This window comes from Rhizobium mesosinicum, assembly GCF_019511345.1.
GTDB lineage: Bacteria > Pseudomonadota > Alphaproteobacteria > Rhizobiales > Rhizobiaceae > Rhizobium > Rhizobium mesosinicum.
In genome coordinates this window covers 108,400-133,808 of record NZ_JAEUAK010000009.1, presented here as the reverse complement: position 1 = coordinate 133,808, position 25,409 = coordinate 108,400, and the positions used below count along the sequence as shown (strand labels likewise).

Sequence of the window (25,409 nt, the reverse complement as noted above, 5' to 3'; positions counted from 1 at the left end):
AATTGTACGCCGACGCTTAAAAATACCAAGAGCCCCGGCGGCCTTTATTGCCTATGTCGCGACACCGGCGAACGCTCTTCACGGTTTGATTCAACGGCTTCCGGAATTGATTCCGCAATCGCCCTCAAACTCCGAAGATATCAGTGCTTTCCGGCATCATGCCGTCGCCCATATCGTTTATGCTGAAGCGCTGGCCCTTGACTTCCCAGGCGCCGGGAGAACCGGAAATGGAGAAGAGATTGTAGGCAGCGCGCGGCTTGATGCCGCCCGGTCCTTGCGAGGCCGAGGCGATGCCGACGACCGGCACCGGGCCTGTCTGTCCGCGCAGCCAGTAGAGAGTGTTGAGATGGGTATGGCCATGCAGCACGAGCTCGGCTCCACCGGTGGAAACGACGGCTGCGAAACGGCGGATGCCGATCATGCGTTTGTAGAAGGAGGTCGCACCGCGGATTGGCGGATGGTGGATCATGACGACACGGAACAGACCGGCCTCGCCGGCAGCGCGCAGCATGTTGACCGTGTCGCGCGCCTGGCGCGCGCCGAAAAAGCCGGAGGCCGCGAAGGGCGGAGTTGCAACGGCGGTCGAGCAGCCGACGATCGCGACCTTGTCGCGGATGCGAAGGTAAGGGAATATGTGCCGGTCTTCTTCCCATTGCTGCGGAGCGAGATCGCCGCGCACATAGTCGTACCAGGCGCGCATCGATTTCTCATAGGCGCCCGGCACATAGGCATCGTGGTTGCCAGGAACGACCGATGTAGCAGCGGGATCGCCGAGTTCGCGCAGCCAGGCTGCCGCGCTCCGGATCTCGATGCCACTTGCGAGGTTGACGAGGTCGCCGGTCACCGCCAGATGGTCTGCCTTGTGGGAGCGGATATCCTCCAGCAGGAGATCGAGCGTGCTGCCGAAAAGATGCTTGCGCCGGTTGCGGTGCCAGTTCACAAAGCCCGTAATACGTTTTGAGAAAAGTTCGTGAATGGAAAGGCGGGGCAGGGGTCCGAGATGGACGTCGGAGATATGCGCGAGCTTGAACATGCAACGACACATAGACCAGCTTATTTACAATTCAAACACATCCGCGCGATGAGAATATGAAAGAGCCCATGGCAGACAAACAAACATGGCCCCTTCACATGAAAGTGTTGGTGCGATTGCTGCACGTGTATTTTTCCGTCGCGCGCGGCATGACGATGGGGGTGCGTGCAGCGTGTTTCGACGAGCAGGGGCGCCTCTTTCTCGTCCGTCACGGCTATACAGGCGGATGGCATATGCCAGGCGGCGGGCTGGAGCGAAACGAGACGGCAGAAGAAGCGCTCGTCAAGGAGTTGCGGGAGGAAGGCAACCTCAGGATCGTGGGCAAGCCGCAGCTCTTTCACGTCTATTTCAACACGAGTATCACCCGGCGCGATCATGTGGTCTTCTACCGTGCTGCGGTGGAACAGACAGCGCCGCGACTGCCAGACTGGGAAATTGCCGAGAGCGGCTTTTTCGAAATCGACAATCTGCCGGCGGGGACGACCGAAGCAACGCATAGAAGGCTTGCCGAGCTCCGCGGCGAGGCGGAGCCGGCGCATTACTGGTGAAGCTCAGGCTGCGGCTGCCAGTTTGTCACGGCCATGCGGCCGGTCGAGATCGAGTGCCGGACCAACGGGCACGATCCCGGTCGGGTTGATGGTCTTGTGGCTTCGGTAATAGTGTTCCTTGATGTGCCGCAGGTTCACTGTGTCGGCAATGCCGGGTGTCTGATAGAGGTCACGCAGATAGGCCGGTAGATTGCGGTAGTCCTCGACGCCGCGAATATTGCATTTGAAGTGGCCGACATAAACAGGATCGAAACGCACGAGCGTCGTGAAGAGCCGCCAGTCGGCTTCGGTCTGGCGATCGCCGAAAAGGTAACGGCGCTTGCCGAGACGCTCATCGAGCCTGTCCAGCGTTTCGAAGAGCTTGACGACGTTCTCCTCGTAAGCTGCTTGCGTGGTGGCAAAGCCTGATTTGTAGACGCCGTTGTTGACAGTGTCATAGACTACGTCGTTCAGCGCATCGATGTCAGTCCGCAGGTCTTCCGGGTAATAGTCCGCTGTTGAGCCCGTTAGGTGATTGAAGGCGCTGTTGAACATGCGGATGATTTCGGCCGACTCGTTGTTGACGATCGTGCCGGTTTGCTTGTCCCAGAGAACAGGGACAGTGACGCGGCCGGAATAGCGCGGATCGGCCTTCACGTAGATTTCCCAGAGCGCCTTGGAGCCGAAAAGGTGGTCGCCGGTGGCGCCGTTGCCGACCTTGAACTCCCAGCCATTTTCCACCATCAGCGGATCAACGACGGAAACGGAAATCAGGTCTTCGAGCTTCTTCAGCTTGCGGAAGATCAGCGTGCGATGCGCCCACGGACAGGCGAGCGAAACATAGAGATGATAGCGACCCGCTTCTGCCTTGAAGCCGCCCTTACCGCTGGGACCGGCCTCTCCATCGGCCGTGATCCAGTTGCGGAACTGCGAGGGCTGACGCTTGAAATGGCCCTTCGTTTCCTTCGTGTCGTACCAGACGTCATGCCAGACGCCGTCCACCAGCATGCCCATGTTTTCTACCTCTGAAATTGGTTGTTGCAGCATAGATATTGCAGCGCGCTGCATTTTGCAGGTCGGCAAAGATTGAACACTGCGTCTTGGCCACCCAATTCTTGACCGAATTTTTGCAATGGACGACAGAAATTTTTCCTGCTATCCGCCTTCTTCACAAATTTTGGAATCCTGCTTGATGTCTATTCTCAGAGGCCTGCGACGACGCTGATGCTCCCGAACGCCTGAGGCGTGTTCGCGAACCCATATATCTGCGTCTATCCGGTCTCTGTTCCCATGCTCATGTACAAGCACGATCTCGTCTACCTCACTGAGGATGCGTCTCACGACGCCGCAATCGAACACATCAACGAAGAAGCATTCGGCCCCGGCCGGCACACGCGCGCTGCTGCCCGTATTCGCGAGCAGGGACCGCATGACCTGTCGCTCTCCTTCATCTGCGCAGATGACGGCGAGACGATCGCTTCGGTGCGGATGACGCCGGTTTTGGCCGGGACAGTGAAAGGCCATCTGCTCGGACCGCTTGCCGTGCGGCCGTCGCACAAGAGCAGGGGCATTGGCCGGGAACTGGTGCGTATCGCCGTCGAGGCCGCCAAACGCAAGGGTTCGGAAGCCGTCATTCTCGTTGGCGATCCGCCGTATTACGGCCCGCTCGGCTTCGAGAAGGTCGCCTATGGCGCGCTGACTTTTCCCGGTCCCGTCGATCCGAGCCGTGTGCTCGTCGTCCCGATCGCCGAAGACACGCATGCGCGGTTGAAAGGCACGATCGCCTGGCGGCGATAGAGCATTTCCGTTCTTCTTCGAATCCCGGAAACGCTCTATCGCTTTGTTTTACGTAATTCCCGACGCAAAACCGCTGCGCACTTTTGCTGGAATTGCTCTCGTCAGAGCATCTTCTTGAGGAAGGTCCGCGTCCTGCCTTCGGGGAAATCCGGTAGTTCGCCGAAGACCTCGTAGCCCTGACGCTTGTGGGCGCTGAGCGCATGCGGGTTGAACGTATCGATCCAGGCGCCGCGGCAGCCGCGGGCGGTGGCTTCTTCTTCCGCCTTTGCAAGGATCTTGCCGGCCATGCCGCTGCCGCGCAGCGTATCGGGAATGTAGAGCAACTGTACGAAGAGCCAGCCCCAGGCAGTGTAGCCGGACAGGCCGCCGGAAACCTTGCCGTCGGTATCGCGGATCAGAACGGCAAGCGCCTGCCGCTCGGACGGGCCGACATCCTCGGTGTTGAAAGCCGTCAGGCCATCGGTGATAACAGCGAGCTCTTCCGGTGAAGGGGCGGCGGTGAGCTCGAATTCCGGCATCGTTATCGTCCCTCACGCCACCACATGGCGCCAAAGGCCAGAAGCAGAATTCCGACACCTGCGAAGCCCGCAAAGAGCGGCAAGGTATCGATGCCCTTCAGCACGGTCTCATTGGTCATGCGGATCGCCATGCGATCATTGTCGGCCACACGCACCTGTCCCCGCACCGGAAGGATCGGCGGGACCGTGACAGCGCCAGCATTGTTGACGACGCGTGTGACGAGACCGCGGCTCTTGTCGGTGATCGGCTTCAGAGCCGCCGTCGTCGAGATCATCGCCTTGAATTCAGGGGCATCGACGGCGCCGACATGGGCGAGTGTCGTCAGGTCGCCATTGCGGATTTCGAAAAGGCCGATTTCGTCCATGCGCTTTTCGGCCTTGTAGAGGCCGGGCTCGGTCTGCGTCAGCGGCAGGTTCTCGGTCTTGCCCGAGGGGTAACGGACGACCGCATCTCCGGGGGCATCACCGATCGTCTGGCGGGTGATTTCCAGCGTGCGGCCGGAGGTGCGGGCCGTTAGTGCCTCCTCTTCCAGCGCCGGTTCCTTCATCAGCCAGTGGGCGATGCGACGATAGAGCGAAACGTGCGGGCCGCCGCCCTCGAAGCCACGCGCCCAGAGCCAGCCCTGGTCGGAAAGCAGCATGGCGACACGTCCCTGGCCGGCGCGGTTGAGAACCAGCAGCGGATGGTTGTCGGCGCCAACCATAACGGTCTGGCCCTGCGGCCGGTCGACATCGACGCTGCGGAACCAGCGGCCCCAATGCGGCGGCTCGTCGCCGGAGCCGTCAAGCCCGCGCGTGACAGGATGCTTGCGGCCCTGTTCGGAAAGACGGGGATAGAAGGCTTGTTCGATCATACGTCCGGTTGGCTCTGCCGGCAGGACGGAAGCAAGCGGGGTCATCGCGATCGACTCCGGGCTTGCGTGTTCAGGACCAGCGGCGATCAGCAATGCGCCGCCGTTTTCCACATATTGCGCGATGTTATCGTAATAGAGCATCGGCAGCACATTGGCGCGATCCTGATAGCGGTCGAAGATGATCAGATCGAAATCCTTGATCTTGTCGACGAAAAGCTCCCGCGTCGGGAAGGCGATCAGCGACAGCTCGTTGATCGGCGTGCCGTCCTGCTTTTCCGGCGGGCGCAAGATGGTGAAATGCACGAGATCGACCGACGCGTCGGACTTCAGGAGGTTACGCCAGGCGCGTTCGCCGGCATGCGGCTCGCCCGAGACGAGGAGGACGCGCAGGTTCTGGCGGATGCCATCGATGATGTGCACGGCGCGGTTATTGGCATCCGTCACCTCACCGGGAATACCGGCAACGGAGAATTCCAGCACATTCGGGCCACCGCGGGCCACCTTGAAGGAGAAGGGCGTATCCTGGCCGGGTGTTGCCTGAAGGGTGGCGATCTCGTCGCCATTGAGGCGCACCGTCACATTTGCCACGCCGCCCGGGCTCGGGCCGTCGTCGAAGACCCGCAGGACGAGCTGCTGCTCCTCGTTGACGATACCGAAGCGGGGCGCCTTGATGACTTCGATGCGGCGGTCGAACTCGTTCGGCTTGCCGGTGATGAGGCCGTGGATCGGTGCGTCGAAGCCGAGCGCCTGATTGACGCCTGGCACATCATGTACTTCGCCATCCGTCAGCATGATCGCGCCGCCAATCCGCGAAGGCGGCACATCGGCGATCGAAGCCGTGAGGGCATCGAAGAGACGGGTGGAGGGCACATCAGAATTGCGGTCCTCGTTCACGTCTACGAAACGCGGCTCGATTTGCGGAAAGCGGGCGAGCTGCGTTTTCAAGGACGCCAGCGCATCGTCCGTCATCGTCATGCGGTCGGCCGTCTGCTGGCTTTGGCTGCGGTCGACGATAACGGGGACGATGGTCGAAAGCTGGTCGCGGTCTTCCTGCAGCAGTACCGGATTGGCAAGTGCCGCCAGTAGCGCCAGCGCCGCAAGCGTGCGGATCCACGCGCCGCGTATGCCGCGCCAGATCGCGAATACGGCGATCAGGAGGACGACGCCGGTCAGTACTGCCAAAAGGGGCCAGGGCAGGAAGGGCGAATAATCGAGCGTCATTGTCACTGCCCCAGCCGTTCGAGCAGGTCGGGCACGTGAACCTGGTCTGTCTTGTAGTTGCCGGTCAGCATGTACATCATGATGTTGACGCCGGCGCGGAAGGCATATTCGCGCTGCGTCTCATCCGGCGGCACAGTGGGCAGCAGCGGCGTGTCGTTGTCGTCAACGGCCCACGCGCCGGCAAAATCATTGGCGGTAATCAGGATCGGCGAGACGCCGTCTGCGGCAGCGGCCGGCCTGTTGGCGTTGTTCTGATTCTGGGCGCCCTGCCGAGCTTCGATCCAGAGCGGGCTGCCTGCGTAGCGGCCGGGGAAGCTGGACAGCAGATAAAAGGACTTGGTCAGCACGTGATCGTGCGGAACGGGTTCCAGCGGCGGAATATCCAGATTGGCGAGGATCTGCTGCAGGCGCTGACCGTTGGCGGTCGTGTCGCTGCCGCCTTCGATAGAGTCGAACTGGTCGCGCGTATCGAAAAGCACCGTTCCGCCATTGCGCATATAGGCGTCGATCCGGCTGATGGCAGCGTTGGACGGCATCGGCGCTGTTGCCGAAACAGGCCAGTAGATGATCGGGTAGAAGGATAGCTCGTCCTTATTCAGGTCAATGCCGACGGGTGGGGACGGCTCCAGCGTGGTGCGGTAGGTCAGGAACCTCGTGAGGCCATTGAGCCCCTCTTCAGAAATATTGTCCACATCCTGCTCGCCGGTCACGACATAGGCGAGATGGGTATTATCCAGCCGCTGCATGACGATGTCGTCGCCCGGCTGGCCGTCGTTGGCATGCAGGAGGTCCGGCCGCAGCATCAGGCCGGCCGCAAGTACCGCGGCGATCGTCGCCGCAGCTCGAGCGCGCGGGCGCAGGCGGGAGAAGGCACCGTTCATGAAGAGCACGATCAGGCTATCGGCCAGAAGCAGCAGGAAGGCGATGAAGAAGAGCAGCGGCTTGGCCGACCAGCTTTGGCCACCGACAAGGCCGGCGCGCACGACATTGATGCCATCAATGTCGAGCGGTTTCAGCTCGGCATTGTCGGGCAGAACGTTCAGCGCCATGAAGCCGTCTTCGGAGCCATAGAGGCCGGGTGGGTTGTCGAAATTGGCAATGGGTGCTGCCTTGGCGTTCGGGATCAGCGGGCGGGCATTGCCGGTTTCGGTGACCAGAATGCCCTTGGCGGTCAGCATGCGGAAGGGCGGCAGGGTTTCGGCAACGCGCGCACTGCCTGATGATTCCGAGGTTACCCCGCCGGAGCGCGAGATCTGGATGAGGTGGCGCAGCATTTCGACGAAAGTGCCAGAGATCGGCAGGTTCGACCAGGTCGCCTCGGCGCTCACATGGAAGAGCACGATCTGGCCGGCATTCATCTTGTTCATGGTCACGAGCGGCGTACCATCGGCGAGGCTTGCCCATGTGCGCTCGGCAAGATCGGGTGTCGGCTCTGCCAGCACCTGGCGGTTGACGGTCACGTCGGCCGGACGCGGTATGCCGGCAAACGGGCTGAATCCAGGAAATTCGGCGAGTGCTTGCGGCTCGCTCCAGGACAGGCTGCCGCCAAGCGCGCGTTCGCCCTGGCGCAGTATGACAGGGATCAGCGGATCTTCGGCAGGTGCCGCGGCCAGACGCGGGCCGGCAAAGCGCAGCAGCATACCGCCATTCGATATCCAGCGCTGCAGGGGCGCGTAGGTATCCTCCGGAAGGCGGCCGATATCAGCCATGATGATAACAGAGGGATTGTTGGCGAGCAGTTTCGGGATCGCGACCGAGAGATCGGCATCGGTCGGCCGCACGAGATCCGCATAAGGTTCGAGCGCCCGCTGGATGTAGTAGAGCGGGGACAGCAGCGGCTGGAATTCATCGCCGCTTTCGCCCGAAAGAAGCACGACCCTACGGCGCTTGAAGGCATCATCGAGCAGGTGTACCGCGCCGGCGGTGGCGCCGGTATTGATGCTGACGCGGGCAAAATCATTGCGCATCTCGAAGGGGGCGGAAATGCCGGCATTGACGGCCCTCTGACCGGGGGCGAAGTCGGCCCTGCCGGTAGCGATCACGCGACCCTGCGCGTCCTGTGCATTGAGCGGGACGGAGGCCGCGCCAGCGGGGCTGAGCCGGGTCACCTTGACCGTCATTGCATCGGCCGCATTGGTAGCGCCCGAGATTGCTACCGTCTGGGCAGAATCGCCTTCGATCACGCGCAGTTCGGCGGGCTGGAGATCGGAGAGTTGACGGACGGTAGTGTCGTTTTCGCTGCTTGCCGCACCATCGGTGAGGAAGGCGAGAGTGCCTGGATGCGTGCCGTTCAGAGCAGAGCGCAGAGCCTCGAAAGCTCGCTGGCGATCCGGCACGAGCGGCTTCGGCTCGGCGGCACGCAGCTTTTCGCGAGCGGCAGAAGCAGTGCCGGGTGTCGCATCATTGGTTGGATCGGCGGTGAATGCGATAGAGACGACAGCACCGGCGGATTCGGCGTCGTCGATCAGTGCATCGGCCGTCTGAACACGGCGCTCCCAGTCGGGTGCCGAAGCCCAGCTATTATCGACGAAGAGGACGAGCGGGCCGCCTGATGCAAGCGAGCTGGTACGCGGATTGAAGACCGGATCGGCGATCGCAAAGATGATGGCGGCAGCCAGAAGCATGCGCAACAGCGTGAGCCACCAGGGGCTTTGCGCCGGCGTTTCCTCGCGCTTCAACACGGTTGCGAGAATTTTCAGTGGGGGGAAGACTTCCGCTTGCGGGCGCGGCGGGGTTAGCCGCAACAGCCACCAGATGAGGGGAAGGGCAATAAGCGCACCAAGGACCGCGGGATAGGCGAAGGCAAAGGGAAGCGCGCTCAAAGCTGTCCTCCGTGCGTTGCCTTTGCCGGCATGCCGGAAAGATACATGTGGACAGCGACCAGCGCTTCGGATGCCAGGTGATCGGTGCGGTGGCTAACGAAGGTCCAGCCGAGATGGCGCAGCGACTGACCAAGATTTTCGCGTCGGGCCAGATAGGCGTTGCGATAGGCCTCACGCAGGCTTTCTGCCCGGCCTGATGTCAGCCTTTCGCCGGTCTCGGGATCGGTGAATTCGGTGCGGCCGTTATAGGGAAAGATTTCCTCGGCGGGATCGGCGATCTCGACCACGTGGCCGCGGAGGCCTCGGCGGGCGAGCGGACCGAGGCGGGCCATGATAGCGGGCGCGTCATCGAGAAAATCGCCGATGAGGATGAGATCGCTCCAGCCCCGCACCATCACGGTTTCCGGCAGGCCGCCGGTCAGCGGCGTGTGCATCAGGGCAGCTGCGAGTCTCTCGGCAGCATTGCGGGCTGAGATTGGCTCCATCACCCCGGGGCAGCCGATGCGCTCGCCGGAACGGGCGAGAATCTCGGCAAGCGCCAGCATGATGACCAGCGCCCGGCTTTCTTTGGACACGCTGCCATAGGTCGACTTGTACATCATCGAGGGCGACATGTCGGCCCAAAGCCAGATCGTGTGCGCAGCTTCCCACTCACGGTCGCGCACATAAGTGTGGTCGTCGCGTGCGGAGCGGCGCCAGTCGATGCGCGACAGGCTTTCCCCTTCGCTATAAGGGCGGAATTGCCAAAAATTCTCGCCGATGCCGCGCTTGCGGCGGCCATGCCAGCCGGCAATCACGGTGTTGGCAATGCGCTTGGCTTCAACCAGGCAATCCGGCACGAGGGCGGCCCGCTGCCTTGCGCGGGAAAGGGCATCATTGCCTGACGTCGGGTCGACGATCTGTCCGATGGATGCCACGCGCTGCGCTTCCTTATGCCTTTGCCTGCTTGACCAATCCGGCAATGACGTCGCGCACCGACATTCCCTCGGCACGGGCCGCGAAGGTCAGTGCCATGCGGTGCTCGAGAACGGGTTCGGCCAGAGCGTAGATATCATCGAGCGAAGGTGCCAGACGGCCTTCGTAGAGCGCGCGGGCGCGGGCGCAGAGCATCATCGCCTGGCCGGCGCGCGGGCCGGGACCCCAGGCGACATGCTTGTCGGTGGAGGCATTGCCCTGGCCCGGACGAGCGGAGCGAACCAGCGAGAGAATAGCGTCGACGACGGTATCGCTAACCGGCATCTGGCGGACAAGCGTCTGAATTTCTACAAGACGCGCGGCATCGATGACCGGTTCGGGCTTGGCTTCGGTCAGACCCGTGGTTTCCAGAAGGATCTGGCGCTCGGCGGCGAGCTCGGGATAGTGAACGTCGACCTGCAGCAGGAAGCGGTCGAGTTGGGCTTCGGGAAGAGGATAGGTGCCTTCCTGCTCCAGTGGGTTCTGCGTCGCCAGAACGTGGAAGGGCGAGGGCAGGTCATAACGCTGCCCGGCAATGGTGATGTGATATTCCTGCATCGCCTGCAGAAGTGCCGACTGGGTGCGCGGCGAGGCGCGGTTGATTTCGTCAGCCATCAGAAGCTGGGCGAAGACCGGCCCCTTGACGAAGCGGAAGGAGCGGCGGCCACTGTCGTCCTGGTCCATCACTTCAGAGCCAAGGATATCAGATGGCATCAGGTCGGGGGTGAATTGGATGCGGTTTGCAGCAAGTCCCAGGACTTCGCCAAGCGTCGTCACGAGCCTCGTCTTGGCAAGGCCGGGAACGCCGACGAGGAGGGCGTGACCACCGGAGAGGACGGCGAGAAGCGTGTTTTCGACTACGCTTTCCTGACCGAAGATGACCTTGGAAACTTCCGTACGGATGGCGGCGATATCGGATAGCGCTCTTTCTGCGGCGGCGACAATCGCCTGTTCATCGAGGCTGGCTTCGGTCTTGATCATACCCACGGGCATCTCCAACGGCTGAAATCATTCGGCTGCGAATCGTCTGACTTTAATAGGCGTGCCTCATACCCGATACAGTTATGAAGATGTTGCGGGCTGACAAGTTTGTTCCAAATGACTATCTCGTGACTTTATTTTGTTAAGAGCAAACCGGGACGGAAGAATGGCAGCCGAGGAAATGAGGCATACGGCGGATGCAGCGGGGCTTGCCGCGCTGATTTCGCGCGCTTCCGAAGCGAAATCCGGTAAAGAGCGCGGGTTGCCGCCTGTCGAGAAATGGAATCCGCCCTTTTGCGGCGATATCGACATGGAAATTCGGGCGGATGGCACGTGGTTCTACATGGGTACGCCGATCGGCCGGCTGCCCCTGGTCGAGCTCTTTTCGACCGTTTTGAGGAAGGACGAAGACGGGAAAACCTATCTCGTAACTCCTGTGGAAAAGGTCGGCATCAGAGTCATTGACGCCCCGTTTGTCGCTGTCGAGATGAATGTGAGCGAGCGGGATGGCCAGCAGATGCTGACCTTCCGCACCAATGTCGGCGATGTCATAGAGGCCGGCAGGGATCATCCTCTGCGCTTTCCGGGTCATGGGCCAGGGTATGGGAAAGACAGCGAATTAAAGCCCTATCTGCATGTGCGGGGCCGGCTTGAAGCCCTCGTGTCCCGCGCCGTGATGTATGAAATGGTCGGCCTCGGTGAGGTGTTGGAGGTCGCCGGCCGGGAGATGTTCGTCGTTCGCTCTGGCGGCGAAATTTTTCCGATGATGCCGGCCGACGAACTGGAAGCAGCCTCCCGATGAGCGAAGCGATCAGCAAGACCCATCCCCTGTTTTCGGCTGCCGAGTTCCGGCGCCGAGCGCTCAACCAGGTCGGAGCCCCCATCGATCATGCCTGGCGCGACCACGGCGACCATCTGCTCAATCCCGATATCGTTGCGCTGGCCGAGAAATTGAAGCTCCGTGATGCGGCCGTGCTGGTGCCCGTGGTCGATGATGGCGATGAGGCGAAGGTGATCTTCACCAAGCGGACGTCGACACTGCGCAAGCATTCCGGCCAGATCGCCTTTCCCGGTGGTTCGATCGATCCCGGGGATGTCTCGCCCGAGATGGCCGCGATCCGGGAAACCGAGGAGGAGATCGGCCTTGGCGGTGGCTTTGTCGAAACAGTCGGCCGGCTGCCGAACTATCTGTCGTCCACCGGTTTCCGCATTACGCCCGTACTCGGCGTGGTGCGACGCGGTTTTTCGCTTCGGCTCAATCCGATCGAAGTGGACGACGTTTTCGAGGTGCCGCTTTCCTTCCTGATGAATCCGGCCAATCACAACAGGGACAAGCGCGTGGTTGATGGTATCGACCGGCATTTCTACCGCATGCCCTATGAAACGCGGATGATCTGGGGCATCACCGCGGGCATCGTCCGCACGCTCTATGAAAGGCTCTATGCATGACCTCAGTGGCCGACCAGGCATGGTTTCAGGATCCGGCGCTCGGCCGGGTCTTTGCGCTGCTCAACGCCGAGGGCGGGGAAGGGCGCGTGGTCGGGGGTGCCGTGCGTAACAGCCTGATGGGGCTTGCGGTAGCCGATATCGATGTCGCCACCACGCTGTTGCCGGAAGCCGTCATGGAGCGGGCCACTGCTGCCGGCGTCAAGGCGGTGCCGACCGGCATTGACCACGGAACGGTGACGCTCGTCATCGATGGCCGCCCCTTCGAAGTGACGACTTTGCGTACCGATGTGGAAACGGATGGCCGTCGCGCCAAAGTGGCCTTCAGCGCGGACTGGCAATCGGATGCGGAACGGCGCGACCTCACCATCAATGCACTTTACGCAAATGCTGCGGGCGAGGTGATCGATCTCGTCGGTGGGCTCGATGATATCGAGAAGCGCAATATCCGCTTCATCGGCAACGCCGCGACGCGGATCGCCGAGGACTATCTGCGCATTCTGCGCTTCTTCCGTTTCTTCGCCTGGTACGGTTCGGGACGGCCCGATGCAGAAGGGCTGAGAGCGTCATCTGCCGCGCGTTCGAAGCTGAAAACGCTGTCGGCTGAACGGGTCTGGTCGGAACTCAGAAAGCTTCTGTCGGCGGAAGATCCGGGCCGGGCGCTTCTCTGGATGCGGCAGGTTGCAGTTCTCTCGGAAATTCTGCCGGAGACGGAAAAATGGGGCATCGATGCCATTCCGGCACTCGTTTCGACCGAAAAGGCGCTCGGCTGGGCACCTGATCCCTTGCTTCGGCTTGCCTCGATTATTCCACCCGATCCGGCGCGGCTGGAGGAATTGGCAGCGCGGCTGAAATTTTCGAATGCGGAAGCCACTTATTTCAGGGTCTGGGCAAAAGCCGCTCCAGTCAATGATGAGATCTCCGCTGCCGCCTTTGAAAAGCTGCTCTACAGAAACGGTGCAGACGGCATCATCGTGCGGTTGAAACTGGCGCTTGGCGTTGCTCGGGGCAAGGCAGAGAATGGTAGTTTTGATGAAATGAGCCGTTCGGCCCGGCTTTCGAAGCTTCTGGATCATGCACGCATCTGGAGGAAGCCGCAGTTTCCGCTGAATGGTGCGGATGTGATGGCCACGGGTATACGGCCCGGCCCGAAGGTCGGTGAAATCCTGTCGACCTTGGAAAACCAGTGGGTAGAAGAGAATTTTGTCTCTGACCGGGCGGCATTGCTCGCCCGGCTTTCGGAGATTACAGGCTGATCAGGCCGCGTTCGCTTCGTCGCGGATGCGGGCCTTGATATTGTCTACCATGTTTTCGCGAATAGTTGTTTCGCCGTGTGCGCTTTTCATATGTTCGACCGCGCGGCGAACGACTTCAGCGTCATTATCGGCCCTGGTATGCCAATCGCATCCGGGGACGAGTGTACCGCATTCGAAAAGTCGCATGGTCTTCTCCTGTCTCTGAAATGCAAAACCATCGCGCTTTCGCGCGCTTGAGGAATGTGCGGCAACGGAGAAGGTTCCGGGGAAGAAAGCTTCGGCCGACTCGGACGTCGGCCGACAGGTTCTGTTATTGGTGGGGCATTGCCCAGGCCATATAGGTGTCCGAAAGCTGCGCGGGCCTGTTGCTGTTGGCAGCCTCAGTTGCCTGCTCTTGAAGCTCTTCCGGAGTCTTGCCGCCTGCGAGCTGCAGTTTCACCTGCTCTATAAAGCAGGACAGCGGCAGATCAGAGCCGCTTCTTGCTCTCAAATTTTCGGCAATGCGCTTCAGGAACTCGGGCGCGTCGATTGCACGGGGCGTTTCCTGAATACCTGCAGACGCAGGCAAGCCACTTTGTACCGTCATGACAATCCTCCTCCGATTGTAACGCACAGTAAGTATTTAGGACGTACTCCGTTCTGATGAAGGCCCTTCAACGCAATTTTACCGGAATAGTATTTCAATTTTATCAGCAGGCAGCCACAGTTTAGGGCCAGCGCACGACGGGCGGCAAGGATGACAGAATGGATTCGACGTTGCCGCCGGTTTTCAGACCGAAGATCGTTCCCCGGTCGTAGAGCAGATTAAACTCGACATAGCGACCACGGCGGATCAATTGTTCGTCACGGTCGGCCTCCGTCCACTCCTTGTTGAAGTTTGAGCGGACGATCCTCGGGTAAACCATCGCGAAGGCACGACCGACATCGCGGGTGAAGGCGAAATCGGCATTCCAGCCGCCGGATTCCTCTGCGGAATGCAGCCAGTCGTAAAAAATCCCACCAACACCTCGCGCCTCGTTGCGGTGCTTGAGGAAGAAATAGTCGTCGCACCATTTCTTGTAGGCATCGTAATCGGCGACCGCATGGTTGCGGCAGGTGATTTCCATGGCCCTGTGGAAGAGTTGCGTGTCCTCATCCTCCTGCGTGCGGCGGCGAGCAAGCATCGGCGTCAGGTCGGCACCTCCGCCGAACCAGCGGCTGGTGGTGACAACCATACGGGTGTTCATGTGAACGGCCGGCACATTGGGATTGACCGGATGGGCGATAAGCGAGATCCCCGATGCCCAGAAGCGCGGATCCTCGCTGGCGCCGGGTATCTGCGACCGGAAGTCTGGCGCGAATTCGCCATGGACGGTGGAAGTGTGGACGCCGACTTTCTCGAAGACGCGGCCTTCCATGATCGACATGCGGCCACCGCCGCCCGCTCCGTTTTCGCGCGACCAGTCCTTGGCGACGAAGCGGCCAGGCTCCTGATCGGAGAGGGGACCTTCGAGTTCATCTTCCAGCACTTCGAAGGATGCACAGATCGTGTCCCGCAACCCCTCAAACCATGTACGGGCAGTCGTCTTCTTGTCCTCGATGTCTTCGGGCAGGCCGATCGGCAGTTCCGGTCTTTCCATGCGATTCGCTCTTTGTTGATTACAATCCCGCTTTAGCAGGTGCAGCAGAAGCTCGCCAGCAGTCGAAGGCTCCTGCAGATTCGACTCGCAAAGGGCGGATTTCGATACTACTTTTCATTTAGAGGTAGGTTTATGGCGAAAATTCCGGGGCCTCCGCCCTTAGAAGGCTTGAAGCGCAGAATTGCAAAGCATCGGGCAGAGACGTCCGCCCGCGCGCGAGATCACTTTGTCCGCGAAACGTACCGGATGGGGCTTTTGGAAGCCCGCGCCAAGGCGCGCGAATGGTTCGACGAATATCCGAAAGCTGCCTATTGGACCGAAGTGGAAAGCTGGCGCCAGCTGGAAGGCGACGAGATCGAATTCACCATGCGTCGCTTGCCATCCGCCGATTGAACTTATTCGGCTGCATCACGCAGGCGGCTTTCGATCAGAAGGCCGCTCTCGTCGAGGATCGGATGCGCCACTGAGACGATGTGTGCATTGATACGCTTCAGATCGCGCAACATATCGAGATGCAGCGAGCTCGTCTGAAGGCTGTCGGCACGCCCGTCGCGCAGGCGCTCCAGATGCCTCTCGGCCGACTGTTTTTCCATCCGGCGGACCTCCACCTTCACCTCCATCATCTGCCTGGCGAGATTGAAGTCGCGGGTGACGAAGATCGTCTGGGCGACGCGCAGATTGTCGATCGTCAGATCAAACAGTTTGCGCAATTCCCTGTAGCCGTCTTCGGAAAATTTCAGGCCGAGCGAGACCTTCTTGCCGACCTGCTCCAGCAAGCCTTTCTCGATGATGTCGCCTATATGCTCGAGGTTAATCGCGTAGTCGATGATAACGATAGAGCGGCGGGCATTGTCGTCGCTGAGACCGCTGCGGCCGAGCTTGGAGAGATAGACCTTCACCTCCTGCTGCAGCAGATCGACGCGTTTTTCGAGCGCAGGGATCTCGGCGAGCTTGGACATATCGTTATGTTCGAAGGCATCGGAAGCGCGCAGGAGCATGCGCTCGATCAGATCGCCGACGCCGAGCACTTCGCGCGTTGCGCTGGCAAGGGCCACGACGGGCGTCGACAGCTCCTGCATATCGAGAAACTTGGGGCCCTGATCCGGCTGCACGTCATCGGGCACGAGGCGGGCAGTAAAAGCGGCCAACATCCGCGAAAAAGGCCAGGCTACGGCGGCAAGAAGGATGTTGAAGATCAGATGCGTATCGACTGGCAGCTTGGCCGGGCCGAAGGGCAGCGTTTGGAGCAGTGGCGCCGCATAGGCGGCAAGCGGCAGCGCAACCAGGCAGCCCCCGGTGCGGACAATGAGATTGCCGAGCGTGACGCGTCTCGCCGAGGCAGGGCCGGAGAGCGTGGCGACAACCGGCGGAATCGCGCCGCCGAGATTGGCGCCTAGAACGAGAACGATGATCAGTTCCGATGATAGGATGCCCGTCGAAGCTAGCGACAGTATCAGAACGACGACCGCAAGGCTCGACGACGAGATGAAGGCGAGCGCTGCAGAAAGACCCAGAGCGACCGGCCAGGCATCGCCGAGCAGACTGACGAAGGCAGCCAGTGCCGGCGACGTGCGCATGGGCTCCGTCGCATTGCCGAGCAGATGCAGGGAGAGCAGCATCAGGCCGATGCCGATCATGGCCGCGCCGCCGCCGTGGCGAGCGCTGGACTTTCCGCGATAGAGCACGATACCGCCAAGGATGAGAAGCGGCGAAAGCCATTCGATGCCGGTAGCGACTATCCAGGCGGTCACGGCGGTCCCGACATTAGCGCCGAGTAGCACGATCTGGGCCATACGCGGCTTGATGAGGTCGCGTTCCACAAACGAGGCCGTCATCAGGGCGGTGGCAGTCGAACTCTGCAGGGCGACGGTTGCCAGAAAACCTGACAGGATCGAGCGCGATCCGTTCGCCGTGCCTGTCGCAAGCCCGGTCCTCAGGCGTGCGCCGAAGGCACGCGTGACGCCGTCCTTGACCTGCGCAAGGCCGAAGAGCAGCAGCGCAATCGCGCCGAACAGGTTGATCATCACGATCGTGGATTCCATGGCGTCGTCTTTTTCTTCTTATTGAGAGAGTCTGCTCGGATCTACATTTCCGCAGTCGAGTAAATCATTGGAATCTCACTGCTTCAGCAGAATTATTGATTGCCTGGGTAAATAATATAGACCCTTTTACGCTGATTCATAGCGTTGGTTGCGACGTAGAAGCCGCCAAGGATCGGCATTGATGCCGATTTACGACCAGAGGGTCTGCCGCATTGCCTCGCCGGTGACCATCGCGGCGGAGACGGCAAGGTTGATCGAACGCTGGCCTTCCACCATCGGGATCAAGATGCGTCCGTCGGCGCATTCATGCACATGATCGGGTACGCCGGCGCTTTCGCGGCCGAAGAGCAGGATATCGTCGGGGCGGAAGGCAAAATCCGTGTAGCGCTGCGAGGCTTTTGTCGTGGCGAGGATCAGGCGGCGGCCAGTAGCTGCACGCCATTCCTCGAAGCGTTCCCAATTGATATGTCGGGTGAGGGCGGCGGCCGCCAGATAATCCATGCCCGCGCGCTTCAGATTTCGATCGGAAATGTCGAAACCGGCAGGCTCGATGATGTCGACCGCAAAGCCCAGGCAGGCGGCAAGGCGCAGGATCGTTCCGGTATTGCCTGGAATATCGGGTTGATAGAGGGCCAGTCTGAGGTCTGCCATGGGACATTGTCCATTGAGATAATACGCACTTGGCTATCCGAACTGTGATTTTGAGGCAACAGACCAGTTTTTGACCGTTCGATGGTCGCTTTCGGGGTAGCTGGGACTGGAAATTTGAGCATTTTCGCGTTATCGGTGCATATCTTCAATCGCCAACAGGGAGCGCCGACATGGATACATTTGTGCTGATGCGTCTCCCGCCCGTGATGCCACGCTTGGCGATCTGGCGCATATAAGGCGCCTTTCTTTCCCAATTGCCTATTTTGAAAATTGCGCGGCCATTACGGCCTCGCCCCTTGAGCCTCCGGTTCCCATATGTGCTTTCGTGCGCCCTACGAGCGCAAAGCCGGGGCCGGAACGCGGAAGTTCTGGAGCGATTTCATGTTTGACTGGTTCGAACGGCGACTTAATCCCTATCCTAGCGAAGAGCCGATCGCTCCCCCGAAAGGTCTTTTCGCGTTCTGCTGGCACTATAGCAAGCCAGCGGCGGGATGGCTTGCGCTCATGGCTTTCCTCACGGGACTGATCGCAGTCGGTGAAGTGGCGCTCTTCCAGTTCCTTGGCGATATCGTCGACTGGTTGACAAATGCCGATAAGGCGACCTTCCTGCAGAATGAGGGTCACAAGCTGATCTGGATGGGTGCGCTGGTGCTGATCGGACTGCCGGTCATTGCCGGTCTCGATTCGCTCATCATGCACCAGATGATGCTCGGCAATTATCCGATGATCGCGCGCTGGCAGATGCACCGCTTCCTGCTGCGCCACAGCATGACCTTCTTTGCCAACGAGTTTGCCGGACGCGTTGCCACAAAGGTCATGCAGACCTCGCTTGCCGTGCGCGAAACGGTCATGAAGATCCTCGACGTCTTTGTCTATGTCGTGACTTACTTTCTGTCGATGATCGTCATCATCGCCGCTGCCGACTGGCGGCTGATGCTGCCGATCCTCGCCTGGCTCGGCATCTATATAGGCATCGTCGCCTATTTCGTGCCGCGGCTTCGCAAGATTGCGGCACAGCAGGCGGATGCCCGCTCGCTGATGACCGGTCGCGTGGTAGACAGCTACACGAACATTGCCACCGTGAAGCTGTTCTCCCATGCAGGCCGTGAAGAGGTCTATGCCAAGGAGAGCATGGAGGGCTTCCTGGACACGGTGCACCGGCAAATGCGCAAGGTGACGCTCTTCCATATGAGCGTCTACCTGAACAACTGCGTCTCACTGTTCATCATTTCGAGCCTATCCATTTGGCTCTGGCTGAACGGCACGATCTCGGTCGGTGCGATTTCAATCGCCATCGGCCTTGCGATGCGCGTCAACGGCATGTCGCAGTGGATCATGTGGGAAGTCTCGGCGCTCTTCGAGAACATCGGCACCGTCTATGACGGCATGGAGATGATGTCGAAGCAGCACGATATTGTCGACAAGCCGGGTGCGCCTGCGCTGACGGCGAAGAAGGGTGCGATCCATTACGAACGCATCGGCTTCCACTATGGCAAGGGCAAGGGCGTCATCGACAACCTGTCGCTCGATATCAAGGCCGGTGAGAAGGTTGGCCTGGTCGGCCGCTCCGGCGCCGGCAAGACGACGCTGATGAACCTTCTCCTGCGGTTCTACGATCTGGAGGCCGGGCGGATCACCATCGACGGCCAGGATATTTCCGAAGTGTCGCAGGATAGCCTTCGCTCGCTGATCGGTGTGGTGACGCAGGATACATCGCTGCTGCATCGCTCCATCCGCGACAATATCGCCTATGGGCGTCCTGATGCGACCGATGAGGACGTCATCGAGGCGGCAAGACGGGCGAATGCCTGGGAGTTCATCGAAGGGCTTGTCGACATGCACGGCCGTAAGGGACTCGATGCGCAGGTCGGCGAGCGCGGCGTAAAGCTCTCCGGCGGCCAGCGCCAGCGCATCGCGATCGCCCGTGTCTTCCTGAAGGACGCGCCGATCCTGGTGCTCGACGAGGCGACCTCGGCGCTCGATTCCGAAGTGGAAGCGGCGATCCAGGAAAACCTCTTCGCACTGATGGAAGGCAAGACTGTTATCGCGATCGCTCACCGCCTGTCGACGTTGACCGAGATGGACCGGCTGATCGTTCTGGACAAGGGCCGTATAATCGAAAGCGGCACCCATGGCGAACTGGTAAGCAGCGGCGGCATTTATGCCGACCTCTGGACCCGCCAGTCCGGGGGATTCCTCGCCGATCACGAAGAAGACGCCGAGGTCGCAGCCCAGTAAAAACAGCCCTTCCCGCTGCTGCGGGAAGGGCTTTTGTTTGACTGAAGAATTGCAGTTGCTCGCTTATAGCGAGCGGACCCGGTCGGCGCAGAGGCTGTCGGCCCAGTCGATGACGCGATGGTGTTCCACGACCATGATCGAGCTCGAAGCAAGCGATTGCAGCGTGAAGATGCGCTGCCGCTCCTCGCGCTCGATCCAGTTTGCTATCGCTTCCGTCACGATGCTGTCGCGCGGCACATCCAGCGCGTCCGCCAGGGCGTCTAGCTTTTCCGCAAGGGGAAGCGGAAGATGCGCATTGAGCGTTTTCGTTTCCATATCCGCAGTCTCCGGTAAGACGCGATCATGGCATGAGATCGTGGCCGCTTCCACCCGTATCAATGGAGATGACGCCGATATTACCGATGATTACCAAAATATAAGGTTGTGCCCGCCCCAATCCTCTTTGCCGCTATTCCGAACGGGCCTATATCGCGGTGATGCTGCTCACTCCGATCCTTCGCCTGTTCGAAACCTGGATAGATCCCTTCCGCGCCCGCAACGACGTCCAGCCGCCGCGTAATACACTCGGATTCATCTGGTTCTATATCGGTCAGGCCAAGTGGCCGTTTGTCGCCATGCTGGTGCTCGGCGGCATGTCGGCGGCAATCGAAGCAGCCCTTTTCTGGTTTGTAGGGCGCCTCGTCGACATCCTCAGCACGGTCAGGCCTGGAGCCGGCTGGAGCACACTTCTGGCCGCTCATGGTGGTGAGATTTTCGGCATGCTGGCCCTGATCGGCATTGTCCGTTTCGTCGTCGCCTTCCTGATTGCGCTGATCGACCAGCAGGTGATCACGCCGGGTTTTTACAATTTGGCGCGCTGGCAGTCCTATCTGCATGTGTCGCGCCAGTCGCTTGCCTTCTTCCAGAGCGACTTTTCCGGCCGCATCGTTACCAAGGTCTGGTCCGCGGGGCAGGCGACGGGCGATCTCGTGACATCGCTGATGGAAAGCGTCTGGTTCGTCGGCATTTATGCCGTCACCACACTCATTCTCGTCGGACGGCTCGACTTCGCGCTGGCGGCGGTCGTCCTCTTCTGGCTGGCCGCTTTCAGTATACTTGCCCGCTACTTCGTGCCACGCATCCGCTATCATTCGCGTGAAACGGCAGAGGCGGCCTCGCTGCTCAATGGCCGCATCGTCGATGCGTACAGCAATATCCAAACGCTGAAACTCTTTGCACGCGACGAAGAGAGCGACCGCTATATGCTTGACGGCTTCAATACGTATCAGGAAACGGTGCTGCAGTTCACGCGTTTCATCACCGGCGTTCGTGCATCCATGGCGCTGCTCTCAGGCCTGATGATCGTCACCATGGCCGGCCTCAGCGTCGATCTGTGGCTGCGCGGGCTGATCAGCTCGGGTGGAGTTGCCTTTTCGCTGACACTGGTTCTGCGGCTGAACTTCTTGCTTGGGCGGTTGATGACCCAATTTAACGGCATCATGCGCAATCTCGGCACCATTCAGAATGCGGCCGAGCTGATTTCCCAACCGCTGCATCTCGTCAACCGCCCCGATGCGAAGGCACTCGTCATCAAGCAGCCGAGTATTCGCTTCGAGAATGTTTCCTTCCACTACGGCAAGGAGAATGCGGTCATCGACAATTTCTCGCTGACGATCCGTCCTGGCGAAAAGGTCGGCATCATCGGCCGCTCCGGTGCCGGCAAGTCGACGCTCGTGAATATTCTCCTGCGTCTCTACGATCTCGAAGGCGGGCGCATTTTGATCGATGGGCAGAATATTGCCGCCGTTACCCAGGAATCATTACGTATGCAGATCGGCATGGTCAGCCAGGATACGTCGCTGCTGCATCGTTCCGTGCGAGACAATATCCTTTTCGGCCGGCCGGATGCCGGCGAGGAGCGCCTTGTCGAGGCGGCCAGCCGCGCCGAGGCGCTCGATTTCATCGAGCGGCTGCGGGATCAGCAGGGCCGCAGGGGTTTTGACGCGCATGTGGGTGAGCGGGGGGTCAAGCTCTCGGGCGGCCAGCGCCAACGCATCGCCATTGCGCGTGTGATGCTCAAGGATGCGCCGATCCTCGTTCTCGATGAAGCGACATCGGCGCTGGATTCGGAAGTCGAAGAGGCGATCCAGTCGAACCTCAACCGTGTGATGGAAGGCAAGACGGTGCTTGCGATCGCTCACCGGCTTTCGACGATCGCCGCACTCGACAGGCTTGTCGTGATCGATCGCGGCAAGATCATCGAGGAAGGCACGCATGATGCGCTTCTCAAGCAGGGCGGGCTCTATGCCGAGCTCTGGGCACGCCAGTCCGGCGGCTTCCTCGCTTCCGGCGATAACGATGCGCGCTCACTATTGGCGAACGAAATCGCTGACTAGGCCGTAGTGGTTCGAGCCGAAGCTGTCTTCCAGCCGGCTCGTCGCGCGGATGAGCAGCGGCGGTCTTGTGAAGATGTGGTCGATGCTGATGCCGAATGGCCCGGCGGCGACTGGCCAAGTGGTGGGTTCGGGGAAATCTGTAGTTAGGCCGGTTCCGCGCAAAAACTGCTGAATCGTCGGCGCGAGGATCGAGGAGTTGAAATCTCCGGCGACCACAAGTGCACCCGTGTGAGGCTGCATGAAAGCCGTGAGATCCTGAAGCTCGTCAGACTGGAAATCATCAAAATACGGCTTTGACAGGTGAGGGAACAGGAAATCGACAGGCGTTCCGTCGAAGTCGATCGATACCGACACGAGCCGCTGTTTCCAAAGCTCGCCGATGTCATGGATCTCCTGTCTGGTAAATGGTCGTTTCGACAGCACAAGCGTGTCGCATGTTTCGCTTGCACTGCAGCCGATACGATAGGGATAGAGCTGCGAGAGCCGCGGTAACTGCGCAAAGACCGGCTCAGCCTCCATGATGTCGACTACATCGGCGCCTGAAGCCAGTATGGCGTCAGCAATCCGCCCGCCGTTTTCAAAATTGTCATTCTCGATGTTGAAGGACATCAGCCGGAAAAGGCGAGGAGTATCGTCGGCCGGCGGTTTGCCTGCGAATTCACGCAGCATGATGACGCCGTGGAGGGTCAGGAGGATTGCTGCCACCAGCATTAGAAAACCGTACCAGTGCCGCTTGACGAATAGGGCAACGACAGCGCCGATGGCGCAGAGGATGCCGAGATGAATCTGGAAGCTGTAAACGAGCGAAAGCAACCAGAAATCGGTAAGATAACGGAGTGAGACAAGGGCTAGGACAATGGTGATGATGACGCTCAATACGCAGAAAACAGTTTGCCTCATCGGCGCAAATCCAAATTCGTATGCCAAGCTCACCAGCGCCTAACACGGCCCCTCGTTTGTTGCAACGCAGCAAAGTTGCAAGCCGGTGATTGCCTTAAAAAATTCACTGAAATTTCCCGCGACATTGTGCCCCCACGCCCTTGTCAAGGCTGGACATAATTTGCGATCAAGCATAGAACGCGCCGGATTGGTGGGGAATCTATGTCGGAAATATGTTCATGTAGATTCGCCGCCTCTGTAGGGGCAGGGCGGAGTTCCGCGACAATTGCGCAGAGGATGGTTAAGCCGTGAGCGAACACGTAACGACAAGCGAGGCCTCAGAGCCCACTCGCCGTGATTTCCTTTATCTCACCACCGGTATGGCCGGTGTGGTCGGCGCCGTTGCGGTTGCCTGGCCGTTCATCGACCAGATGCGTCCGGATGCGTCGACGCTGGCGCTTGCTTCCATCGAAGTCGATGTCGCGAGCCTTGAGCCCGGTATGTCGCTGACCGTCAAGTGGCGCGGCAAGCCGATCTTCATCCGCAACCGTACGCCGGAAGAAGTAAAGGCCGCAGCCGATGTCCAGCTGTCGGACCTCAAGGACCCGATTGCCCGTAACGCAAACCTTCCTGCCGATGCTCCGGCGACGGGCGCCGACCGCTCAGGCGGCAAGGATAAGGAAAACTGGATCGTCATGATCGGCACCTGCACCCATCTCGGCTGCGTTCCGCTTGGTCAGGCCGGCGAATATAATGGTTGGTTCTGTCCCTGCCATGGCTCGGTCTACGACACCGCCGGCCGCATCCGTAAAGGCCCGGCGCCGCAGAACCTGGCGATTCCGACCTTTTCATTCGTGTCCGATACCAAGATCAAGATCGGTTGAGGGGAGACTGATTTATGAGTGGCCATTCCAGCTACGAGCCATCAACCGGCTTGGAAAAATGGGTCGATGCGCGCCTTCCACTGCCGCGCATGATCTATGACAGCTTCGTTGCCTATCCGGTTCCGAGGAATCTCAACTACGCCTACACCTTCGGCGCTATGCTCAGCGTCATGCTGATCGTGCAGATCCTGACGGGCGTCGTGCTTGCCATGCATTACGCCGCTGACACGACGATCGCGTTCAACTCCGTTGAAAAGATCATGCGTGATGTCAATCACGGCTGGCTGCTGCGCTACCTGCACGCCAATGGTGCGTCCTTCTTCTTCGTTGCCGTTTATCTGCACATCGCACGCGGTCTCTACTACGGCTCCTATAAGGCGCCGCGCGAAATCCTCTGGATCCTGGGCGTCGTTATCTATCTGCTGATGATGGCGACAGGCTTCATGGGCTACGTTCTGCCTTGGGGCCAGATGTCCTTCTGGGGCGCGACCGTCATCACCGGCTTCTTCTCGGCCTTCCCACTGGTCGGCGAATGGGTCCAGCAGTTCCTGCTCGGTGGCTTCGCCGTCGATCAGCCGACGCTGAACCGCTTCTTCTCGCTGCACTATCTGCTGCCCTTCATGATCGCCGGCGTCGTCGTCCTGCACATTTGGGCTCTGCACGTCACCGGCCAGACGAACCCGACGGGCGTCGAGGTCAAGACCAAGACGGACACGGTTCGTTTCACGCCCTACGCAACGCTCAAGGATGCACTGGGCGTCTCGGTCTTCCTGATCGTCTACGCCTATTTCGTCTTCTACCTGCCGAATTATCTCGGTCACGCCGACAACTATATTCCGGCCGACCCGCTGAAGACCCCGGCCCACATCGTTCCTGAATGGTACTTCCTGCCGTTCTACGCCATGCTGCGTTCGATCACCTTCAATGTCGGCCCGATCGACTCCAAGCTCGGCGGCGTGCTCGTCATGTTCGGCGCGATCATCGTGCTGTTCTTCCTGCCTTGGCTCGACACTTCGAAGGTCCGCTCGGCGGTCTATCGTCCGTGGTTCAAGCTGTTCTACTGGTTGTTCGTGATTAACGCGATCATCCTCGGCTGGCTCGGCTCGCAGCCTGCGGAAGGTATCTACACGACGATCTCGCAGTTCTGCACGCTGCTCTACTTCGCCTTCTTCCTGGTCGCGATGCCGGTTCTCGGTCTGGTGGAAACACCGCGCCGCATTCCGAACTCGATTACCGAAGCGGTACTCGAGAAGCGCAACAAGACAGCTGCTGCGAGCGCAGCGGCCAATGCGTAAGCGCGCGACGGAAGGGG

Annotated in this window: 24 protein-coding genes; 10 read left to right on the top strand and 14 right to left on the bottom strand. The window is 60.2% G+C overall.

The window, feature by feature from the left end:
• Positions 1-124: 124 nt before the first annotated feature.
• Positions 125-1,033, bottom strand: coding sequence for a metallophosphoesterase family protein (locus tag JNB85_RS22165; RefSeq protein ID WP_220336448.1), 909 nt, complete (start codon positions 1,031-1,033; stop codon positions 125-127).
• A gap of 68 nt (positions 1,034-1,101) precedes the next feature.
• Between JNB85_RS22165 and JNB85_RS22160 the strand changes: the two genes are divergently transcribed.
• A complete protein-coding gene (locus tag JNB85_RS22160; RefSeq protein WP_220336447.1) occupies positions 1,102-1,581 on the top strand; it encodes an NUDIX domain-containing protein in 480 nt (159 codons plus the stop codon).
• A 3-nt stretch (positions 1,582-1,584) separates the two neighbouring features.
• Here JNB85_RS22160 and JNB85_RS22155 read toward each other — a convergent pair whose 3' ends face one another.
• Entirely contained in the window at positions 1,585-2,574 is a 990-nt protein-coding gene (locus JNB85_RS22155) for a glutathione S-transferase family protein (RefSeq protein ID WP_220336446.1), read from the bottom strand.
• A gap of 231 nt (positions 2,575-2,805) precedes the next feature.
• Between JNB85_RS22155 and JNB85_RS22150 the strand changes: the two genes are divergently transcribed.
• On the top strand, positions 2,806-3,357 hold the full coding sequence (locus JNB85_RS22150) for a GNAT family N-acetyltransferase (RefSeq protein ID WP_338050343.1): 552 nt from the start codon (positions 2,806-2,808) through the stop codon (positions 3,355-3,357).
• Between the two features lie 101 nt (positions 3,358-3,458).
• On the opposite strand, the gene JNB85_RS22145 is transcribed toward JNB85_RS22150, so the two are convergent.
• The 5 genes from JNB85_RS22145 to JNB85_RS22125 are packed head-to-tail and all read right to left on the bottom strand — an operon-like array spanning position 3,459 to position 10,713.
• Entirely contained in the window at positions 3,459-3,875 is a 417-nt protein-coding gene (locus tag JNB85_RS22145) for a GNAT family N-acetyltransferase (protein WP_220336445.1), read from the bottom strand.
• Between the two features lie 2 nt (positions 3,876-3,877).
• A complete protein-coding gene (locus JNB85_RS22140) occupies positions 3,878-5,950 on the bottom strand; it encodes a hypothetical protein (protein WP_220336444.1) in 2,073 nt (690 codons plus the stop codon).
• 2 nt (positions 5,951-5,952) lie between these two features.
• The gene (locus tag JNB85_RS22135; RefSeq protein ID WP_220336443.1) at positions 5,953-8,772 is read right to left on the bottom strand and encodes a DUF4159 domain-containing protein; all 2,820 of its coding nucleotides are present in this window, start codon (positions 8,770-8,772) and stop codon (positions 5,953-5,955) included.
• Entirely contained in the window at positions 8,769-9,689 is a 921-nt protein-coding gene (locus tag JNB85_RS22130; protein WP_220336442.1) for a DUF58 domain-containing protein, read from the bottom strand. Before JNB85_RS22130 ends, JNB85_RS22135 begins: the two co-directional genes overlap by 4 nt.
• A gap of 13 nt (positions 9,690-9,702) precedes the next feature.
• Positions 9,703-10,713, bottom strand: a complete 1,011-nt coding sequence (locus JNB85_RS22125) for an AAA family ATPase (protein ID WP_220336441.1) — start codon at positions 10,711-10,713, stop codon at positions 9,703-9,705.
• A 160-nt stretch (positions 10,714-10,873) separates the two neighbouring features.
• On the opposite strand from JNB85_RS22125, the gene JNB85_RS22120 reads away from it, so the two are divergent.
• From JNB85_RS22120 to JNB85_RS22110, 3 genes are read left to right on the top strand one after another with little or no spacing between them, the layout of a single operon-like run.
• On the top strand, positions 10,874-11,509 hold the full coding sequence (locus JNB85_RS22120; RefSeq protein WP_220336440.1) for a DUF1285 domain-containing protein: 636 nt from the start codon (positions 10,874-10,876) through the stop codon (positions 11,507-11,509).
• A complete protein-coding gene (locus JNB85_RS22115; RefSeq protein WP_220336439.1) occupies positions 11,506-12,156 on the top strand; it encodes a CoA pyrophosphatase in 651 nt (216 codons plus the stop codon). The genes JNB85_RS22120 and JNB85_RS22115 overlap by 4 nt, the downstream gene beginning before the upstream one ends.
• Positions 12,153-13,409, top strand: coding sequence for a CCA tRNA nucleotidyltransferase (locus tag JNB85_RS22110; RefSeq protein ID WP_220336438.1), 1,257 nt, complete (start codon positions 12,153-12,155; stop codon positions 13,407-13,409). The genes JNB85_RS22115 and JNB85_RS22110 overlap by 4 nt, the downstream gene beginning before the upstream one ends.
• Here the strand turns inward: JNB85_RS22110 and JNB85_RS22105 are convergent, their stop codons facing one another.
• The 3 genes from JNB85_RS22105 to hemF all read right to left on the bottom strand — a co-directional run bounded on the left by JNB85_RS22105 (position 13,410) and on the right by hemF (position 15,028).
• A complete protein-coding gene (locus JNB85_RS22105) occupies positions 13,410-13,595 on the bottom strand; it encodes a DUF1059 domain-containing protein (protein WP_220336437.1) in 186 nt (61 codons plus the stop codon).
• A 124-nt stretch (positions 13,596-13,719) separates the two neighbouring features.
• Positions 13,720-13,995: a hypothetical protein gene (locus JNB85_RS22100; RefSeq protein WP_220336436.1), complete on the bottom strand. Its 276-nt coding sequence runs from the start codon at positions 13,993-13,995 to the stop codon at positions 13,720-13,722.
• A gap of 121 nt (positions 13,996-14,116) precedes the next feature.
• The gene (gene hemF / locus JNB85_RS22095) at positions 14,117-15,028 is read right to left on the bottom strand and encodes an oxygen-dependent coproporphyrinogen oxidase (RefSeq protein WP_220336435.1); all 912 of its coding nucleotides are present in this window, start codon (positions 15,026-15,028) and stop codon (positions 14,117-14,119) included.
• Positions 15,029-15,160: 132 nt separating this feature from the next.
• Between hemF and JNB85_RS22090 the strand changes: the two genes are divergently transcribed.
• On the top strand, positions 15,161-15,421 hold the full coding sequence (locus tag JNB85_RS22090) for a hypothetical protein (RefSeq protein ID WP_220336567.1): 261 nt from the start codon (positions 15,161-15,163) through the stop codon (positions 15,419-15,421).
• 2 nt (positions 15,422-15,423) lie between these two features.
• On the opposite strand, the gene JNB85_RS22085 is transcribed toward JNB85_RS22090, so the two are convergent.
• Both JNB85_RS22085 and JNB85_RS22080 read right to left on the bottom strand, forming a co-directional pair.
• Complete coding sequence (locus tag JNB85_RS22085; protein ID WP_220336434.1) at positions 15,424-17,070, bottom strand: Na/Pi cotransporter family protein; 1,647 nt, start codon at positions 17,068-17,070, stop codon at positions 15,424-15,426.
• Positions 17,071-17,259: 189 nt separating this feature from the next.
• The gene (locus JNB85_RS22080; RefSeq protein ID WP_220336433.1) at positions 17,260-17,721 is read right to left on the bottom strand and encodes a tRNA (cytidine(34)-2'-O)-methyltransferase; all 462 of its coding nucleotides are present in this window, start codon (positions 17,719-17,721) and stop codon (positions 17,260-17,262) included.
• Positions 17,722-18,102: 381 nt separating this feature from the next.
• Here JNB85_RS22080 and JNB85_RS22075 point away from each other — a divergent pair, with 381 nt between their 5' ends.
• A complete protein-coding gene (locus JNB85_RS22075; protein WP_220336432.1) occupies positions 18,103-19,959 on the top strand; it encodes an ABC transporter ATP-binding protein in 1,857 nt (618 codons plus the stop codon).
• A gap of 63 nt (positions 19,960-20,022) precedes the next feature.
• On the opposite strand, the gene JNB85_RS22070 is transcribed toward JNB85_RS22075, so the two are convergent.
• The gene (locus tag JNB85_RS22070) at positions 20,023-20,274 is read right to left on the bottom strand and encodes a CopG family ribbon-helix-helix protein (protein ID WP_183825764.1); all 252 of its coding nucleotides are present in this window, start codon (positions 20,272-20,274) and stop codon (positions 20,023-20,025) included.
• Positions 20,275-20,435: 161 nt separating this feature from the next.
• Here JNB85_RS22070 and JNB85_RS22065 point away from each other — a divergent pair, with 161 nt between their 5' ends.
• Positions 20,436-22,334 (top strand): ABC transporter ATP-binding protein, encoded by a 1,899-nt coding sequence (locus JNB85_RS22065; RefSeq protein WP_220336566.1) that lies wholly within the window; start codon positions 20,436-20,438, stop codon positions 22,332-22,334.
• Here JNB85_RS22065 and JNB85_RS22060 read toward each other — a convergent pair.
• The gene (locus JNB85_RS22060; protein ID WP_220336431.1) at positions 22,308-23,234 is read right to left on the bottom strand and encodes an endonuclease/exonuclease/phosphatase family protein; all 927 of its coding nucleotides are present in this window, start codon (positions 23,232-23,234) and stop codon (positions 22,308-22,310) included. The genes JNB85_RS22065 and JNB85_RS22060 overlap by 27 nt on opposite strands.
• Before the next feature lie 287 nt (positions 23,235-23,521).
• Between JNB85_RS22060 and petA the strand changes: the two genes are divergently transcribed.
• Positions 23,522-24,097, top strand: a complete 576-nt coding sequence (gene petA / locus JNB85_RS22055; RefSeq protein ID WP_183741125.1) for a ubiquinol-cytochrome c reductase iron-sulfur subunit — start codon at positions 23,522-23,524, stop codon at positions 24,095-24,097.
• 14 nt (positions 24,098-24,111) lie between these two features.
• Complete coding sequence (locus tag JNB85_RS22050; protein WP_220336430.1) at positions 24,112-25,392, top strand: cytochrome b; 1,281 nt, start codon at positions 24,112-24,114, stop codon at positions 25,390-25,392.
• The last annotated feature ends 17 nt before the right edge of the window (positions 25,393-25,409 follow it).